The following is a 17,653-nucleotide window of genomic DNA, read 5'->3' on the forward strand; positions in this document are numbered from 1 at the left end:
AAAAAAGCTGAAAGTTTTCATCGCCCTTACGGTCTTTTAGAAGTGTTCGATATTGGCGGAAAATACAAAGGAGCGCGGCTATGTCTCGAATTCTTATTCTCATCGCGATGCTATTCACATCATCTGTTTTTGCAGCTGAGGATGTTTACACCGGCTTTTTCAGCAGTAAAGCGGTGAGTGGTTATGACACTGTGTCCTTTTTTGAAGGTGGGCCAGTTAAAGGTAAGTCGCATTTAAAACCGAGTATCAAGGTGCCGACTGGTTGTTTGCCAGTCAGGCGAATCTCGATAAGTTTTTAGCCGAGCCTGAAAAGTATGCGCCTCAATATGGCGGTTACTGTGCTTGGGCGATTGCTGAGAAAGACGATCTGGCACCGGGTGACCCGAAATACTGGAAAATCGTCGATGGCAAGCTATACCTGAACTACGACCAGTCCATTCAGAACAAGTGGGAAAAAGATATCCCTGGTTTTATTGGCTTAGGTGATACCAACTGGGCGAAGCGCTAAGTCTTTTTCCTGCGTGAATGACTGACAACGAATGACCGCCTGATACGACATCAGGCGGCTCTAACAATAAGGAGTCATACCATGCGCCATCTACTGCTCATCCTCTCGTTGTTTTTCTCTTCATTCAGTTTCGCTTCGCAGGAAATCTATACCGGTTTGTTCAACAGCGATGCGGTCAGTGGGTATGACACAGTCTCGTTTTTTGAAGGAAAACCAGTGAAAGGCAGCTCCAAGTACCAAACTGAATATATGGATGCCGATTGGTTGTTTTCGAGCCAAGAAAACTTAGACAAATTCAAAGCAGACCCGACCAAGTATGCGCCTCAATATGGCGGTCACTGTGCGTGGGCGATTGCAGCGAATGACGGCTTAGCACCGGGCGATCCAACCTATTGGAAAATTGTCGATGGCAAGCTGTACCTCAACTACGACAAGTCAGTCTGGAATAAATGGAACAAAGACATCCCCGGCTTTATTGAGCAAGGCGATATCAACTGGGCGAAGCGCGCGAATTAACGCGATCGCCGAGTAAAAGGAGAATCAATGACGATTAGCCCTTTTCAGCTACCAAGAAAAACCCCTTTTGGCCTTGTAGAGAAAACCTTGGAATCTCTCACAGGGCTTCGCAAACTCGACGGCTACTATCGCCGTCGTCCTGAAGGCATAGATACCGACGACTTTCTTTCGTACACGTTGGATGTGTTGGGTGTGGATTACACCGTATCCAACGAAGACGTCCAGAAAGTGCCTGTCAGCGGTGCGACCGTTGTCGTTGCCAATCATCCGCTGGGCGGTGTGGAAGGGGTCATCCTCGCTAAGCTCCTGCGCTCTGTGCGTAGCGACGTAAAAGTGCTGGCAAATTACTACCTGAAGCGTATCCCAGAGCTGTCGGATTTGTTCATCGGCGTCGATGTGTTTGAAGGAAAAAACGCGCACAGAGCGAACATGAAGGCACTGCGTGAAGCGCATCAACACGTCAGCGAAGGCGGATTGTTATTGGTATTTCCGGCCGGTGAAGTTTCTACTTTCGATAAAGACGGCTTGCTGAACGACAAAGCTTGGAGTCGTTCTGTGGCAGGCATTGTGCGCAAACACAAAGCCACGGCGTTGCCGATCTTTATTGGCGGTCGAAACAGCCGAAAATTTTATCGCGCGGGCACGATTCACCCTCTTTTGCGTACCGTTTTGCTTGGAAGAGAGCTTCTTAACAAGCGTGGAAAACCGATCCCCTTATCGATCGGCGATCCGATTGCGTGGAAAGAAGGCAGAGCGTTTGAGTCTGACGATGCGTTAGTGAATTACCTGCGTTTAAACACGTATTTACTGAACAACGAAGAAGTGGCAAACGGCGCAGGCACGTCAGTTTCCGGGCTGGATATTATGAAGCCCGCTTCAGTCGAAAGCATTGAACAAGAACTGGCGGCGTTACCTGAGAGTGCCAAGCTTCTTTCTTCTAACGAGTTTGATGTGTATTGCTGCAAGAGCAAGCATATCCCTATTGTGCTGCAAGAAATTGGCAGGATGCGTGAAGTGAACTTTCGGGCTGTTGGCGAAGGCACAGGGTTCGATTGTGATCTCGATGGTTACGATACCTACTACATGCACCTGTTTATCTGGGATCGCGATGCGCGCCAAATGGTTGGGGCATATCGCTTGGGGCGTGTGAAGGAGATCGTACAAAATCTTGGTTTGAATGGTCTCTACTCGCGTAGCCTTTTCCAATACGACGAGCGTTTTGTCGATACCATGGGCAGCGCGATGGAAATGGGGCGTTCAGTCATAGATGAAAAGTATCAACGAAGCCTGACGGCGTTGTTGTTGCTTTGGAAAGGGATCGCTGAATACGTTTATCGAAATCCACACATTACCACCTTGTTTGGGCCTGTTAGCATCAGCAATGACTACCCATTGAAAGCAAGAAGGCTTTTGGCGGAATGCCTGAGTATTCATCATTACGATGACAACATGGCGCAACTTGTTAAGCAACTACACCGCTAGAAACGTCATCTCCTGTCCCATGGCATACATCGATGTTGTCAGCACTGGGTGATATGCAGTTGCTGTCGAAGTCGTGGGTCGAATGAGTAACGGCTTGGGTGTGCCCGTGTTGCTGCGTCAATACTTAGGGCTCAATGGCAAGTTGGTGTGCTTTAACGTTGACCCAGCATTCAACAATGCTCTAGACGGTCTGATTGTGGTGGATTTGCGTAAAGTTCCTGCGAAAACACTCGGACGTTATATGGGTAAAGAGCAAGCAATGGAATACTTGGCGAGTCACGAAGAAAGTGACGAGTGAGCTATGTGACAGTCAAAGAAAAACGCCTCACAAGAGGCGTTTTTTGATCGTATCTCTTTATATATTTTAGAAGCTGACTTTTGCACCAACAGAAATGGTACTGGTTTCCGCGTCACCACGGTCTTGATAACCCAGTTCAAGCGCAAGACCAGGACCAATACCTGGAGACAGGCTAATACCAACCGCACCCAAAATACCCCAACCGTCTTCAGATACGTTGTTGTAGGTGTTGTCGTAATAGTTGCCACCACCGCGTACGTAGACATTACCCAGCACCACAGGAAGATTGATTTGAAGAGCCAAAGGAATCGAGGTGGAGGTGAAATCGCGGTCGACGCCGTTCGCGTCAGGGATCTCAGCGGTGGTTTCACCGTAACCTGTGTAGATACTGGTGAAATCGTTCAGAGCCAGATTACCGTTAAGTTTCCAGAAATAACCAGTTGCGCTACGACCTTTGTATTTCACATCGACCACACCCGCATCCGCACCGACTGACAGCGGCAAAATCATTGCAGAAGCTGATGATGCGAAAAGGGCGGCACTCAGTGCTGAAAGCGTTGCTAGCGTGCGGATTTTTGCCATGGTTCACTCCTTGTGAAATCGAGCGCATTGTTTCTAATGTGAGACGGTTTTACTGCGTTTCATTGTAGGTGTGAATCTCTGTCATAGCTGGTAACTGCGTCAATTATTCGCAATGAGATCAGATATTTGTGAACTCGCGCCAAAGGTTTGAGTGATGAGAAAACAAAAACGGCACCCAAGGTGCCGTTTAAAAACAGAATTTTGAGCTTGCTTACAGGGTCAGCAAAGCAGAAACGACACCGATCAAACCGCCGAATACACCACCCCATACAACCAGCCAGCCCAGATGCTCGCGAATCATTTTTTGTACGATGTCTTTCACCATTTCTGGCGTCAATTCGTTAAGGCGTTGCTCAATCACAGATTCAATGTTGGCGGTGATGTCACCCATCATTTCTGGCTGCTCAATTTGCGTTTTCAGCGCGTCGCGGAATTCTTCTTGTTGCGTAATTTCAATCACAGAAGACTGCATTTTCTCAACAAATGGCTGACGTAGTGGTGTCAGTGCTTCTGGGCCGCCCATCATCATCAGCATGCCGCCAAATGGACTGTTGTTAATGACATCGACCAAGCCGTCAAACGTTGGGTTAAAGTCGATTTTCTCGATCACAGGTTCTAGGTTTAGATTCGCATCACCAGCGATTTCTTTGCTCAGAAAGCGGTCGATGTTCTCTTTGGTAAAGAACTGGTCCATCATCAGAGACTTAATGCCCAATTTGAACGCTTCGAAGCGCGCTTGAATAACACCAGAGCCATAAAGTCCCGGCACCTTTTCAAACAGCATGTGAACGGCCAAAAGGTTTGTAAGAGAGCCTGACAGGGCGAATAGACCGCCATAAAGTGCAATCGGTTGGTCAAGGTAATAGCCCACAGCGGTAATGATTGCCGCTATGAGGTTGGTTAAAAAGCTCTTATTCATGGATGTTGCTCTTTGAAATGGTTCAGAAAATGGTAGGGATTCTAATGGATGGCTTACACCCAAACAACGGGTTGAGTAAAGATCTGATATCAGCACATGTCACGGTTATTGGATGCGGTACGCACTCCTTGCTATTGAGGCTTACGCAGAGTTCTGCCTGCCCCTACACTCTCTGCATCTTTGTTTAATCATTGCTCAATAAGACAGGAAACGGATGCCTTCTCGTGCGTTGTTGTTTGGCTTGATACTGTTGACCCTAGCCGGTTGCAGTAATGGCAAACGACCTTTTGAAATCAAAAACCTGGCAAAGTCAGACATGGATTTGATCACAGACATCCATATCATTGAGATGCGCGATCTTCTTGAAGAACTGACGGTTAAACTCTACAAGCGAAACCCCAAAGAACTGGCAAAAGTCGAGGGCATGACAGTTGAAGCGCGCCTTGAGTCTTTGATGAAAGTTGAGCGCCCTGCAGAAGGCTATCCAGAGCTAGGCGGCATTGATGGCGTTAATGCACTGTACCTTGCATTCAACGAAGAGTTTCAAGGGGATCGCGTGTTTGCCATGATGGTGGGCATTTCAGGAATGTTGAGCGACAGCTACAACAATCAGCTTGAATTCTTTATCCTTGACGACATTGACCAGCAAAAGCTCTACAACAGCGCGAGAAACTTAGAAATTGTCGCTTGGCTGATGAACACCCGCAAAGACTTGAACGGCGAGCTGTTAATTTTGAGCAATGGTATCGCCGAAGACGGTACGCCAAACTATAGTTATGAGCGCGTGATCAGCAAGATGATCGTTATCCAAGACATGATGGCAAAGATGGTCTCAGACAGCACCAACCGAGCAATCAACCAAGTTGTCCACGGTGTGGCGTCGATGACCTTCTTCCCGATTTAATGTTGAAACTAGAGATAGAAAAAGAGCCCCGATTGGGGCTCTTTTTGTTAGTTGGCAAAGTTCTCTTGGAAGTACTCGATGATGTCATCAGACTCGTACATCCATTCAACTGTGCCGTCTTCATGTTCGATGTGGAGACAAGGCACCATACCGCGGCCACCTTCAGAAACCAGTGCTTGATAAGCCGCAGGGTCTGCACTGACATCGACCAGTTTGACATCAAGGTTCATCGATTTAAGTGCTGCACGCACTTTCATGCAATATGGGCAGAATTCGCGGTGGTAAAGGCTGTGAGCATTTAAATCAGGCATAACAATACTTCCTTATTTTTTATTCGTATGCGGTTAGTTGAACGTATTGATAGCAAAATAATTGCAGCGTGAACAGAGTGAAAAAAGCCCCTGCGTCGGCAGGGGCAGTTTTTGATTTGATGATGTTCGATTGGTGCCTAGCGAACGGCACTTTCTGCAATGAGATTTTCCAGTGCATCCGTCACTCTGAGGCTACCTTCTTCCATCGCGTTTAAATGGTCGACTAACGAGCGGAGATCACCACGCAGGCCTGCTTCCAGTGCCATGCGGCCAGACTCGTGTACCTGCTTATGCGGAACATCAATGGCAGAGAATGAAGGGTTTTTCTTAAAGTGCGTTGCGCCGTCGCCTTCAAAGTACCACTTACCCAAGCGACATTCGGTATGGCGGTTAACCTGCTGCCCGTAGTCACCAAGGCTGATGTGTTTGTAGATGGCACTTTTCCACACAGCGTGATCTAGTTTGACCGTGTTGAGGAAGGAAGAAACCGCCGCATTTTGAATCACGCGCTGCATGTTCTTTGATTTCTCAATAACCTGATTCACGACAGATTCAATCTGTGTTGAGGAAGATGCAACGTCGTCTGCGCCGCGCTGACTTTCTTCAACGAGGTGCTGAATGTCGGCGTTTTGGTCGATGACCTTTTTCACCAATGCTTCGATTTGGCTACTGGACTCACCTGCCTTCTTAGCTAGTTGACGCACTTCATCCGCCACCACGGCAAAGCCGCGACCCGCTTCGCCTGCACGCGCCGCTTCAATCGCTGCGTTGAGTGCTAGAAGGTTGGTTTGCTCTGAGATCTCCTGCACGGCAGCAACGAAACGGTTGATGGACGTGGTGGTCTCTGTCAATTCCGCTACGGCTGCGCGGTTACGGTTCGCTTCTTCGGTGATTTTATTGGCTCGCGCTGAAAGGTTTGCTAAGGCAGAAAGTGTTTGCGAGAACATATCATCTAAAGCAGAAATCTCGTGTTTTTCTGCCACCAAGGTATCGGCATTCACCAACAGCCCCTCTCGGATAGCTTCGAGCATGCTCGTGCCTTGCTGCTGACATTGACTGGTTTTTTGACGGTTTTCGATTTGCGTTTCGAGCTCTGCAATTTTGGCATCTTTTTCCTCAAGCTGTTGCTCCAGCATCATGGCTTTTGCATTGTAGTTAGAGGCTACCTCTTGCATTTGTTGGCTAAATTCGGCTTTTAATTTGTTGGAATTCCAAAATGCCATTTTATTTACTTCCTATTTCATCAAGGGCTACAAGCATCGTAGATAAGTCAGGTTAAATTGAAGTACTTATTTTTGTAACGTGTTATTAAATTTGAATTTTAATTGATCTAGGTAAGGAAAGCGTTGAATTTGTTTGGGTGACGTGATGCTTTTGTGATCAGGTGAATGGTGTGTTTTAAACAATAAAAAACCGGCATCTCAATGATGCCGGTTTTGCGTTTTTTACGTCGTCTTACAGACCGATGATCAGTGACGCTGCCGTTGAAACGATCAGTGCACCAACCATAGGGACAGCGGTACGTTTAACCAGCTCGAACGGAGATACGCCAGCCACACCTGCAACTGCCACAACAGCGCCAGTAATTGGCGACATCGAGCGCGCAATACCTGAAGCAAGCTGCATTGGCATCAGCATGGCAACGGCAGGAATGCCTACCTTACCCGCGATTTCTGGCACCATAGCAGCAAACGAGAAGAATGGTGCATTACCTGAGCCCATGATGATCGCAGCCAGTGCGATGATTGCGACCATCAAGATAACCATCAATGCCGGTGACACACTTGCAGCTAACGCGCCGTCGATCAGTGCGTTCAACAGACCAATCGTTTTTAAGCCGTGTGCGAAGGTTTGACCCGCAACAACCAGGGTAACAACGCGCGCAAACTGGCGACCCATGCTGTCAAAGTAAACCAGAATATCGCTAAACACCGCTTTAGGTGCGCGGCGGAAGCTTCACACAGCATGGCAACAGCAATAGACACCAACATGGCGGTAACGACGTCGATCTTGACGGTGTCGATAGCCATTGGGCTGAACAGAAGAAGCAGAGCCAATGGAATGACAGGCAGAAGTGCGTACCAGCTTGGTGGGTTCACTTCGCTTTCTTTTACATTGATGTCAGTATCTTCAGAAGACGATTCTCTCTTGTCGAACCAACGCTGCACAAACAGGTGAAGGACAGCAATGGTGACCATAGTCGCCAGAGCAACAGGCAGTTGGTAAGAGATGAAGTATTCAGTTACTGGCATGTCTGCTGTGCGTGCAGCGAGGTTTGCGTTGCCTGATGCTGGACCCAAGTCCAAACACGCCGCTGTTGCGATAACTGCGGTTGCCGACATCTTACTCACACCAAGGCGAACCAAGATCGGGTAAAGGGTAACCATCAACAGCAGACCGAGACCAGAAGCACTTGGAATGAAAATGTTGAGAAGCTGGCCGATGATGTAACCCAGTGCCATGACCAGATAAGGAGAGTTGAAATACCCCAAAGGTTTAATGGCGATGTTTACCAGCGCACGAGAGGCACCAATATGGTCCATGTAATGCGCGAAGCCGCCAACCGCCATGATGATAAGACCAAGGCCTGCGACGGTTTTGCTCATTGTTTGCTTAACAAACGTAAAGATGTCGAGTGCGACTGAGCCGCTTGATGCAGACTCGGCAAGTGGAAGACCGGTGCCGAAAAAGACACTGGCAACCATTAATAACATACCGCCCAAGAAGAGGGTGGTTTGAGGGTTGTAACGCTTAACAATTAAATAACCGACAGCAAGGATCACTATCAGGCTGAATAAGGTTGTCATTCATGCTTCTCCATAAACAAAAATCGACACGAACCCATATTGATGGCCGATTAAGGCACATCAATAACGTGTCACATTCTTTGCTTTTCTTTCGATAAGTCAAAGAGTCACGGGAGATTTATCAGCAGTGAATGAATCGCACAATTGAATTTAGCTTGATGAATAAATGCGCTATTAATACATATATCAATTGTATTGATGAGATGATTTTGTATCAAAAGGTGACGACATCAATAACACCAAGCGAGCCGTTTTTTATAAATTTGTGTGAAAGGGCCAAAGCGGGCGAAAAATACGGCACTAGAATGCGTAGCGGTTGTCACGAAATTAGTCACGATGCGCCAAAAAACACGTCATTTTGAACAATCATGAAGCCAGTAGCGCGGAAAAAATGTTCAGCAGTGAGATGCCAATCACATCTGCCTATTTCTATAGAGGGTGTGAGAAGGTGCTTTGGGGTGACTTTCTACAAGGTGTTAACATTGCTGAACGAGAAAGGCGGGTTCAGTTGCACCGCCTTCTCTTTGTGAATGCTTATTTCGCGGAGTGTGTTACCAAGGAATCTCAGAGCCGTCAAAGTTCAGGAATTTGCCGCTGTCTTCGTTCGTTAATGAGTCGAGCACTTTGACCAAGCCTGAGGCTGAGGTTTCCGTTGAGATTAATGCATTTGGCCCGCCCATTTCCGTCTGCACCCAGCCAGGATGAAGGGCGACGGCGACGATTCCCTCATGAGACAGGTCATTAGAAAGACTTTTCACCACGGAGTTTAATGCTGCTTTTGAAGAGCGGTAGATATACCCGCCGCCAGAGGTGTTTTCCGTCATGCTACCGACTTTGGAAGACAACGCCGCAAATATGCCCGGTGAACCCGCCTTCAATTGAGGGTAGAACGCTTCTGCAATCTTGAGAGGTGCAATCGTGTTGATTTCAAGCACCCTGCGCCATTCGTTCATGTCGGTATTGCCGAACCCATAGCCTTTTGGCCCGTAATAACCTGCGTTATTAATGATCAAATTGTAATGGCGGTCTTTGAGCGCTGCGGACAAGGCATCTATCGCTTGGTGGTCGGTTACCTCAAGCGCATGCACTGAGAGGGCGGGATACACATCTGCCAAATGTTGAAGGTCAGGTGCGTCAAACGGAGAACGGCAAGTGGCGTCTACCTGCCAGCCTGCGTCAAGGTACGCTCGTGTAAGCGCAAGGCCAATGCCGCGGTTCGCGCCAGTGATAAATAGCTGTTTGAGTTGATGCCCCATGGTTTTGTTCCCCACTCATCCTTTGGGCAATCATACTGCGCCTAATTCATGCCTCTGTCGAGTTAAGAGACTTTGGCGATTTCCCATGTTCCGTGGCAAGGCGCATTTGATACCTTCCAATCGCCGGTGATCGCTTGGTTGTCTGCGTTGCTTGGAAGTCATAGCCCCAGCGGGCATTGTCGCTGTAGAGTGAAAGCTTTCCCTCGTCGCTTATCCAACCTTTCAGCATGGTATTGTTGTACATCAAGCGAAGAGAGACTTGGCCGTTTTCAATCTCGCCCAAAATACGGGTCTCAAGGCAGATCTTGTCGCCACTGACGTCAAAACGTCGTCCCTCCCACTTGCCGTCGAACGCGTCGCTAACCTCAAACGGTGCTTGCTCAGGTAAGGTTTGGACATAGCTGACACGCTCTCTTGGAGCCTTGGTCGATTCTTGATAGATGATAAAGGCGAGTATGATGAATACGGCAATGGCGAGCTTTTTCATTTTCTCTCCGAGGTTGGCGGTCAACTATGACGGTATGAGTTTGCTTTCACATCCTAAAAAATCGAACTAGAGAGAAAAAGGCTTGGTTAGCAACGCCCGAGTGATGTCGCACGAATCGGCGGATTTGATGGCGTTTGTTTGATGCTGAAAAGAGAAAGCCGCCAAGTGGCGGCTTTTCTATTAGAGCTCTTTGATGGAGAAATTCAGCGAATACCGATAGTGCTGCTTATCGAGAAGATATTCTGGGTGAACACTCGGGCTCCAAGAGTCATCGCCACCTACACCCATGTGGTAGCCGTCGATACGCAAATACAGATGGTCATCGGCAACCAATTCATGGTTGTGCTTGGCATCAATCAGCGATTCTTGACTGTATCGACTGACGGAGAAATTGAACATGCCTTGAATATTGAGGTTATCGATATCCAAATGCCTGACATCACAACGTAGTCCATTTTCAGACGGGAATATATATGGCGTGTGCATGTCCTCGACGCGAGAAAGGTAACGGCTGATCATCGCACTGTCTTTACGGTCGGGATAGTTTTCGTGAGGGCCTCGACCAAACCAAGATAGCGAATCGGTCAGCGGCAGTGCTAATTCTAAACCTACGCGCGGCAGGGCTGGCATGTCCGGTGCCACATCCACTTCGACGGTCAGCTGTACATCGCCGACGACGTTGACTTCATAGCGCCACAAGCTGCTGATCACCATGGCGCCACCAATGAAGTAACCATGGTGCGAGCGCACTTGGACCTGATCAGCGAGCAAGTCGACGGTGTTAAAGAGATTCTCATGGCGAAGTTTAAACAAGTTTGCCGCCGCCCATTTACCGAGCCAGGCATTCGGATCGGGGTTGCCTGCTTCGCTTGCACCAATGTCATTGTCTATTGGCGCGCGGATGAAGTTGTCTTTCGGCGCGTCCAAAATTTGTTCTTCACCATGGATCAGCCATTGCACTAAATGTCCGGATTGCTTATCAAACCCCAAGACAAAACTGTCACCACTTATTGTCCAATGATCGGAGTCTTCGGTCACCACTGGCAATTTATCGGGTGATACGGGCGGTACACGCAGCGGTCGGTTTACGGGTAAAGCAAGTTGCGACTGCGCAATAGCGAAACCTTTCTCTGCCCATGGTTCGTCTTCTGACAGCACCACCTCAAGAAGCAAGAAGTATTCTGCACCGTGTTTTGGATAGGGCAGCGAGTCCATCAGCTTGTAACTCATGGTGACACCCGCGCGAAGGTGAAGTGCTTCGAAGCCACTTGCCACCTGTTTGCCATTTTTCTGCACAGACCACTGCAAGGTCAGGTTTTCGGGAGGGTGGAACTGGTACTCGTTTTCTACTGAGACGACCAACGGGAAGGTGCCTTCCAGCCCAAAGACAAAACGTTGCTGGTGGTATTTTGCTTCGAACGCGCTCGGGTGTGGGGTGCGATCTGGAAACATGAGGCCATTGATACAAAACTGTCTGTCATTTGGCATATCGCCAAAGTCACCACCGTAAGCCCAATACTCATTGCCTTGATCATCTTTCCGAGTCAGGCCTTGATCGACCCAATCCCATATGAAGCCGCCTTGTAAGCGAGGGTGACGTCTGAACGCCTCCCAGTATTTATTGAAACTGCCCAAACTGTTGCCCATGGCATGGGCATACTCACAAAGGATCAATGGGCGATCTTCTTCGGGAAGACCTATCCACTTTGGTAGTGCCCATTTGGGTAACGGCGTGTTGGTTTGGTCTTGCTCAACACGTGCATACATGGGGCAAAGAATGTCAGTCGCTGCCGTGTTCGCACCACCGCCCTCATACTGAATCGGGCGGGTAGGGTCGCGCTGTTTGAGCCATTGATACATGGCATGATGGTTCGTACCAATGCCGGATTCATTGCCTAGCGACCACAAAATGATGCAAGGGTGGTTTTTATCCCTTTCCACCATGCGCGTTACGCGCTCCATGTAGGCGTGCATCCACTCAGTGTTGTCAGAAAGTTGTCCCATCGGCTCAAGTCCGTGAGTCTCGATGTTGGCTTCATCGACCACGTACAACCCATATTTATCGCAAAGGGCATAAAACGCGGGATGGTTGGGGTAATGCGAAGTACGAACTGCATTGAAATTGAATTGCTTGATGAGCTTTAAATCTTGCTCAATGTCTTCGACCGATTGTACGTAGCCCTTGTCGGGGTGGAATTCATGACGATTGACTCCACGGATGAGCGCGGGGTGGTCATTGATTTTCAGTAAACCGTTTTGGATCTGAATATGGCGGAAGCAACGTTACAGGCTTCAATATCCACGGGCTCGTCAAAATCATCAAGCAATACCAACACGAGGCGATAAAGGTGAGGGTCTTCGTCGCTCCACAGTCGTGGACAAGAATGGTGATGGAATGATGGCATCTGTCTTTCCAACTGCCTCTTTCATCAATCGCAATCTCACCGCACTCCGCAACAAGTGGCCCTGAAATGTCAGTGCCTTCGTCAAAAAGCTGCACCAATACGCGCTTGTGTGCGCCTCTTAGTTTGGTTTCGACCGATAGCGTGCCCGTTTGGTGAGTCGGGTCTAACTCAGTACGCACTGTGTAATCGAGGATTGCATTGTGAGGCTTTCTACGCAGGGTGACATCGCGAAATATCCCGCTTAGCCACCACATGTCCTGATCTTCGAGATAGCTGCCGTCACACCAACGCAGCACAACCACAGCCAGCGTATTGTCTCCTAAATTCAAAAAGGCACTGAGGTCGAATTCTGCGGGTAGCCGAGAGTCCTGACTGTAGCCAACGAACGCGCCATTACACCAAACGTAAAAGGCGGCACTGACCCCTTCAAAACAAATACGCGTTTCGCCTTTTTGCCAATGCTCAGAGAGTTGAAATTGGGTGCGATAAACGGCGGTGGGGTTGTCAGTCGGTACGAGAGGCGGGGTGGCAGGGAAAGGATATCGAATGTTGGTGTATATGGGTTTGTCACCGGTGTCATGAAGTTGCCAGTTGGCGGGGACAGGCATGGTCCGCCAACTCCGATCGTCGAATTCGGGGCAGACAGATGCAGATGGCACAGATTCAGGGGCGTCAAATAGTGCGAACTTCCAATCCCCATTAAGTGAAATCGTACTGCCCAAACACGGACCGATTCGGTCTTGATGCTCTACGGCAAGTTCAACATTGGGATAGGATTCGAGAGGACAATGTGCAGGTAGCCTGTTCAGCTGGACGATGGCGGGATTTTCCCAATGTCTGCGTTGAATCAGTTCGGCGTAGCGGGTCATGTCACTCTCCGTAAGTCAGGTTTTCCATGACAACGTGGCAGCGAGTGAAAAAGGCTGCTCCACGGTGTTTTCTTTACGCTGTTAAAGCCAAGCTTAGACCAATTTGATAAAGCCGATAGTGTTGAACTGAAAGCAATTTTTATTATTTTGGTGATGTCAGTTCAGTGATCACTAAAAAAGGCGTTTTATCGAATCTCGCAGAATCAAAGACGGCGTATATCCACCACTTTTTATAGGGATTTCGTCACTCTTCGTCAGAGCCAAGGCAAGTTCGGCTGCCTGCACCGCCATCTCGCCAATGGGATACCTCACGGTAGTGAGTTTTGGATGCAAATATTGGGCGATCAGGCTGTCATCAAACCCAATAACGGAGATGTCTTCTGGCACCTTGTAACCGTTGTCTGTGAGTGCCGTAATGGCACCTGCGGCCATGTTGTCGTTATAACAACAAACGGCGGTAAGCGTTGGATGCGCATCAAGTAACGCCACCATGGCTTGCTCCCCGCCTTTCTCATTGGGTGTGTATTTCACGATCAGATCTTGCGTGGCGTGTTTACTCAGCCAGATGCAGCAAGCGCATCTAAATATCCCCGGGTGCGTTGCCAGCTATCTTCAATTTTATGGTTTGAGCTAATGCAGCCGATTTCCCTGTGCCCCTGACTAATGAGATGCTCCGTGGCAAGGTAAGCTCCGCGATAGTTATCAAGGAAAATGCAGCGGGATTCTAGCCCTTTGATACAACGGTTGATAAAGACCATGGCAGGGTAATCTTCAGCGAAGAGTTTAAGTGTGGTGTCGTCGAGGGCTTTGCTGTGAATGATGAAGGCACCCACCTGATTTTCGATGAGCAGTTCAATCGCCTGCTTTTCCCGCTCTGCATCGTGATAGCCGTTACCGATGAGAAGTTGCTGCCCGCTGAGAAACGCCACGTTGTCGACATGTTTGACCAATCCGCCGAAAAAGGGGTCGGACACGTCGGCGACAACGACCCCTATGGCTTTGCTTTTCTTGTTAACGAGTGTACGGGCCGCAGCATTAGGGCGATAACCCAACTTGCGCATGGCTTGCCTGACCGTCTCCACTGTCTCTGGACGTGTTTGTGGTGACTGATGAATAACGCGCGACACCGTGGCGACAGACACGCCAGCCAATCGCGCTACATCTTTTATCGTCGCCATGCTTTCACCTTAATCTTCAGCAAGGCGGGCTTATTGCACGTTAGGGGCTTCGGATGCGGAGATCTCACGGGTCGAAGGTTCTCGGTACGTGAGGGCTTGTTCCGCTTCATCGAAGAGGTGAATGTCACTTGGCGAGCAGCGCAGCCTTACCGTTTCAAACGCCCTTACCGCGTTGTCTCCTGGGATATGAACCTTGAAACCGTCTGAGCCATAATACTGGCCGAACAGATATGTGCTGTTGCCAAGTCGCTCAACCACTTCGCTATGAAAATCAAAATTGAAGCCTTCTCCCGCACCAATTTGAATATGCTCGGGGCGGATACCAACAGTGACTTTATCTCCTTCTTTCACCGGCTTGATAGTAGGGACGCTCAACGTCTGTCCATCAGGCATGGTGATATCGGCTTGGCTGTCATGCGATGCTGAAACCACACCTTCGATGAAATTCATTTTTGGTGAGCCAATAAAACCAGCGACAAAAAGGTTGGAAGGGTTGTGGTAAAGCGCAAGCGGTGAACCGACTTGCTCTACATTGCCGGCACGCAAAACCACGATTTTATCGGCGAGCGTCATGGCTTCGACCTGATCGTGGGTCACGTAGATCATGGTGTTTTTAAGCTCTTGATGTAGTTTGGCAATTTGCAGACGCATTTCAACGCGAAGCTCTGCATCAAGGTTAGAAAGCGGTTCATCGAACAAGAACACCTTGGGATCGCGAACGATGGCGCGACCAATCGCCACACGCTGCCTTTGGCCGCCAGAGAGGGCTTTGGGTTTTCTGTCTAACAAGGCTTCCAATTGGAGGGTTTTCGCTGCGCGGTCAACTTGCGCATCGATAACAGATTTCTCCACGCTGTTCATTTTGAGTCCGAACCCCATGTTCTCGCGCACCGTCATGTGTGGGTAAAGCGCATAGGATTGAAACACCATAGCGACGCCGCGATCGGCAGGGTCAACCTCGTTCACTTCGAGGTCGTTAATCGCTATTCGTCCTTCTGTAATCGTTTCCAAACCAGCAATCAACCTAAGCAGTGTTGACTTGCCACAACCTGAAGGCCCAACGAAGACGACAAACTCGCCACCCTCGATTTCAAGGTCTACTCCATGAATCGTTTCCACGTTCCCAAACCGCTTGATGACCTTGTTTAGAGTGATATCCGCCATAATTCACGCCCTATGCAACCTGTTTAATTCTGATGCGTATCGAAACCGTCGAACACGTCACCCTTTACTAAACGTAGCGGATTTTTTCGCCACGTAAACGTTTACATGAAATAAATTGTGAACTAGATTTAATCAAAATTGAATATCTATTTACATTTTATTAACGCGAGCGGGTTGCTCGGGTGTTCAAAACAGCGGCAAGGAGTCTGTATGGCTGGGTCTTCAGTGACATCACCTCAATCCCCCAAACGAAGCCAATTAGCTCTCGCACCTTGGTTGTTCCTCTTTCCGGCGATCATCATCTTCACGGTGTATGTGGTTTATCCCATCGGACAAAGTGTTTGGCTGAGCTTTTTCTCTTGGGATGGATTAGGCGAAAAGCAGTGGGTAGGTTGGGAAAATTACGTCGAGCTTTTTGACTCCGACGCGTTTTACACCTCGCTCATCAATAACTTTCTCTGGCTGGTGCTCTTTATGCTGGCACCACCAATTGGCTTGCTTATCGCCCTGTTCCTCAATCAGCAGGTGGCGGGTATTCGTCTGGTAAAGGCCCTGTTTTTCTTCCCGTTTGTTATCTCGCAAGTGGTTGTTGGTCTGGTGTTTGCGTGGTTTTACGACCCGTCCTTTGGCCTGCTTACGCAGTTTATGGTGGCTTTAGGATTCGACCCTGTTTCCATATTGGCAGACGAAAAACTGGTGACATACGGCATCATCGCGGCTGGGTTATGGCCGCAAATTGCGTACTGCATGATCCTTTACTTAACCGGGCTCAATAACCTCGACCCCGAACAGATTGAAGCTGCAAGACTCGACGGTGCCAAGGGCTGGCGAATGCTTTGGTATGTTGTGGTTCCACAACTCAAACCCGCCACCTTCATCGCGGTGGTTGTGACTGTGATTGGTGCGCTCCGCTCCTTTGATCTGGTGGCCACCATGACAGCGGGTGGCCCGTGGGGAAGCTCGACAGTGCTCGCGTACATGATGTACGAAGAATCAATCTTCAACTACCGCATGGGCTACGGTGCAGCCGTCGCTGTGGTGCTCTTCCTAATCATGGATCTTTATATCGCCTGGTTCCTATGGCGCATGCTGAGAGGTGAACGCTAATGTTTCCAAGACCTATTGAACAACGCGGACAGCTGGCAAACACCACTTATCGCATTGCACTCTACATTGCGGTCATTTTATGGCTGATCCCACTTGCTGCTGTGTTGATGACATCGCTGCGCTCAATAGCGGACATCAATGCGGGTAACTATTGGGGTTTGCCCGATGAGCTTCAGCTGGTGGAGAACTACACCGAAGTCTTCACCGCAACACCAATGGGACGTTATCTCCTTAACAGCCTGCTGATCAGCATTCCAGCGGTGGCGGGCGCGGTTGCACTGTCGACACTCGCTGGCTTTGCGCTGGCGAAGTACAAGTTCAAAGCCAACATATGGCTGTTCGCGCTGTTTATTGGCGGGAACTTTGTGCCTTTCCAAATTTTGATGATCCCAGTACGTGACTTAACCATCTCCTTTGGTCTTTATGACTCACATTGGGCACTGATCTTCTTCCATGTGGCTTTCCAAGCTGGTTTTTGCACCTTGTTCATGCGCAATTTCATCGTCGGTATTCCTGACGCTTTGATAGAAGCCGCGCGTGTTGAAGGGGTGAGTGAGTGGCGAATTTTTTGGTATGTCGTGCTCCCACTTGTGAGGCCTGCATTGGCAGCTTTATCCGTTTTGGTCTTTACCTTTATTTGGAACGATTTTTTCTGGGCGTTGGTATTGGTGCAAAGTGATGAGGTTCGTCCTGTCACGGCTGGTCTCAACGCGTTACAAGGACAGTGGCTGGCTTCTTGGCAGTACATGTCAGCAGGGGCGGTAATTGCTGCGCTTCCTCCTGTGGCTCTGTTCTTTACGATGCAGCGACACTTTATTGCCGGTTTAACGTTAGGCGCAACGAAAGGCTAATGACGGCTT

The 17,653-nt window shown here is 49.0% G+C and carries 13 protein-coding genes and 5 pseudogenes; 6 read left to right on the top strand and 12 right to left on the bottom strand.

What is annotated here, in order from left to right:
• Positions 1-80: 80 nt before the first annotated feature.
• The 3 genes and pseudogenes from ATN88_RS08035 (at position 81) to ATN88_RS08045 (ending at position 2,804) form a co-directional block, all read left to right on the top strand.
• Positions 81-508: pseudogene (locus ATN88_RS08035) on the top strand (YHS domain-containing (seleno)protein).
• 81 nt (positions 509-589) lie between these two features.
• Positions 590-1,024 carry a YHS domain-containing (seleno)protein gene (locus ATN88_RS08040; RefSeq protein WP_067413895.1) on the top strand — a complete coding sequence of 145 codons (435 nt, stop codon included), beginning with the start codon at positions 590-592 and terminating at the stop codon, positions 1,022-1,024.
• A 27-nt stretch (positions 1,025-1,051) separates the two neighbouring features.
• Positions 1,052-2,804, top strand: a pseudogene (locus ATN88_RS08045) (lysophospholipid acyltransferase family protein).
• A gap of 66 nt (positions 2,805-2,870) precedes the next feature.
• Here ATN88_RS08045 and ATN88_RS08050 read toward each other — a convergent pair.
• Entirely contained in the window at positions 2,871-3,386 is a 516-nt protein-coding gene (locus ATN88_RS08050) for a hypothetical protein (protein WP_067413899.1), read from the bottom strand.
• A gap of 211 nt (positions 3,387-3,597) precedes the next feature.
• Positions 3,598-4,305 carry a DUF445 family protein gene (locus tag ATN88_RS08055; protein WP_067413902.1) on the bottom strand — a complete coding sequence of 236 codons (708 nt, stop codon included), beginning with the start codon at positions 4,303-4,305 and terminating at the stop codon, positions 3,598-3,600.
• Between the two features lie 214 nt (positions 4,306-4,519).
• Here ATN88_RS08055 and ATN88_RS08060 point away from each other — a divergent pair, with 214 nt between their 5' ends.
• The gene (locus tag ATN88_RS08060; RefSeq protein ID WP_067413906.1) at positions 4,520-5,209 is read left to right on the top strand and encodes a hypothetical protein; all 690 of its coding nucleotides are present in this window, start codon (positions 4,520-4,522) and stop codon (positions 5,207-5,209) included.
• Between the two features lie 47 nt (positions 5,210-5,256).
• Here the strand turns inward: ATN88_RS08060 and ATN88_RS08065 are convergent, their stop codons facing one another.
• The 10 genes and pseudogenes from ATN88_RS08065 to ATN88_RS08100 form a co-directional block, all read right to left on the bottom strand.
• Positions 5,257-5,520, bottom strand: coding sequence for a glutaredoxin family protein (locus ATN88_RS08065; protein WP_067413909.1), 264 nt, complete (start codon positions 5,518-5,520; stop codon positions 5,257-5,259).
• Between the two features lie 137 nt (positions 5,521-5,657).
• The gene (locus ATN88_RS29075) at positions 5,658-6,035 is read right to left on the bottom strand and encodes a CZB domain-containing protein (protein ID WP_456297732.1); all 378 of its coding nucleotides are present in this window, start codon (positions 6,033-6,035) and stop codon (positions 5,658-5,660) included.
• A gap of 24 nt (positions 6,036-6,059) precedes the next feature.
• A pseudogene (locus tag ATN88_RS29080) lies at positions 6,060-6,743 on the bottom strand (methyl-accepting chemotaxis protein); the annotation flags it as partial.
• Positions 6,744-6,975: 232 nt separating this feature from the next.
• Positions 6,976-7,452, bottom strand: coding sequence for a C4-dicarboxylate transporter DcuC (gene dcuC, locus ATN88_RS28200; protein ID WP_269748115.1), 477 nt, complete (start codon positions 7,450-7,452; stop codon positions 6,976-6,978).
• Positions 7,353-8,327 carry a C4-dicarboxylate transporter DcuC gene (gene dcuC / locus ATN88_RS08075; protein WP_269748116.1) on the bottom strand — a complete coding sequence of 325 codons (975 nt, stop codon included), beginning with the start codon at positions 8,325-8,327 and terminating at the stop codon, positions 7,353-7,355. The genes dcuC (ATN88_RS28200) and dcuC (ATN88_RS08075) overlap by 100 nt, the downstream gene beginning before the upstream one ends.
• Before the next feature lie 551 nt (positions 8,328-8,878).
• Positions 8,879-9,583, bottom strand: a complete 705-nt coding sequence (locus ATN88_RS08080; protein ID WP_067413916.1) for an SDR family oxidoreductase — start codon at positions 9,581-9,583, stop codon at positions 8,879-8,881.
• Between the two features lie 46 nt (positions 9,584-9,629).
• Positions 9,630-10,070 carry a hypothetical protein gene (locus tag ATN88_RS08085; protein ID WP_232312962.1) on the bottom strand — a complete coding sequence of 147 codons (441 nt, stop codon included), beginning with the start codon at positions 10,068-10,070 and terminating at the stop codon, positions 9,630-9,632.
• A 180-nt stretch (positions 10,071-10,250) separates the two neighbouring features.
• Positions 10,251-13,344: pseudogene (locus ATN88_RS08090) on the bottom strand (beta-galactosidase).
• Between the two features lie 171 nt (positions 13,345-13,515).
• Positions 13,516-14,522 (bottom strand): annotated as a pseudogene (locus ATN88_RS08095) (substrate-binding domain-containing protein).
• A 30-nt stretch (positions 14,523-14,552) separates the two neighbouring features.
• Entirely contained in the window at positions 14,553-15,686 is a 1,134-nt protein-coding gene (locus ATN88_RS08100; protein ID WP_067413919.1) for an ABC transporter ATP-binding protein, read from the bottom strand.
• A 210-nt stretch (positions 15,687-15,896) separates the two neighbouring features.
• Between ATN88_RS08100 and ATN88_RS08105 the strand changes: the two genes are divergently transcribed.
• Both ATN88_RS08105 and ATN88_RS08110 read left to right on the top strand, forming a co-directional pair.
• On the top strand, positions 15,897-16,793 hold the full coding sequence (locus ATN88_RS08105) for a carbohydrate ABC transporter permease (protein ID WP_067413922.1): 897 nt from the start codon (positions 15,897-15,899) through the stop codon (positions 16,791-16,793).
• Entirely contained in the window at positions 16,793-17,644 is an 852-nt protein-coding gene (locus tag ATN88_RS08110) for a carbohydrate ABC transporter permease (protein WP_067413925.1), read from the top strand. The genes ATN88_RS08105 and ATN88_RS08110 overlap by 1 nt, the downstream gene beginning before the upstream one ends.
• Positions 17,645-17,653 lie beyond the last annotated feature (9 nt).

The sequence above is a fragment of the Enterovibrio coralii genome (assembly GCF_001559595.1).
GTDB classification, from domain to species: Bacteria; Pseudomonadota; Gammaproteobacteria; order Enterobacterales; family Vibrionaceae; genus Enterovibrio; species Enterovibrio coralii.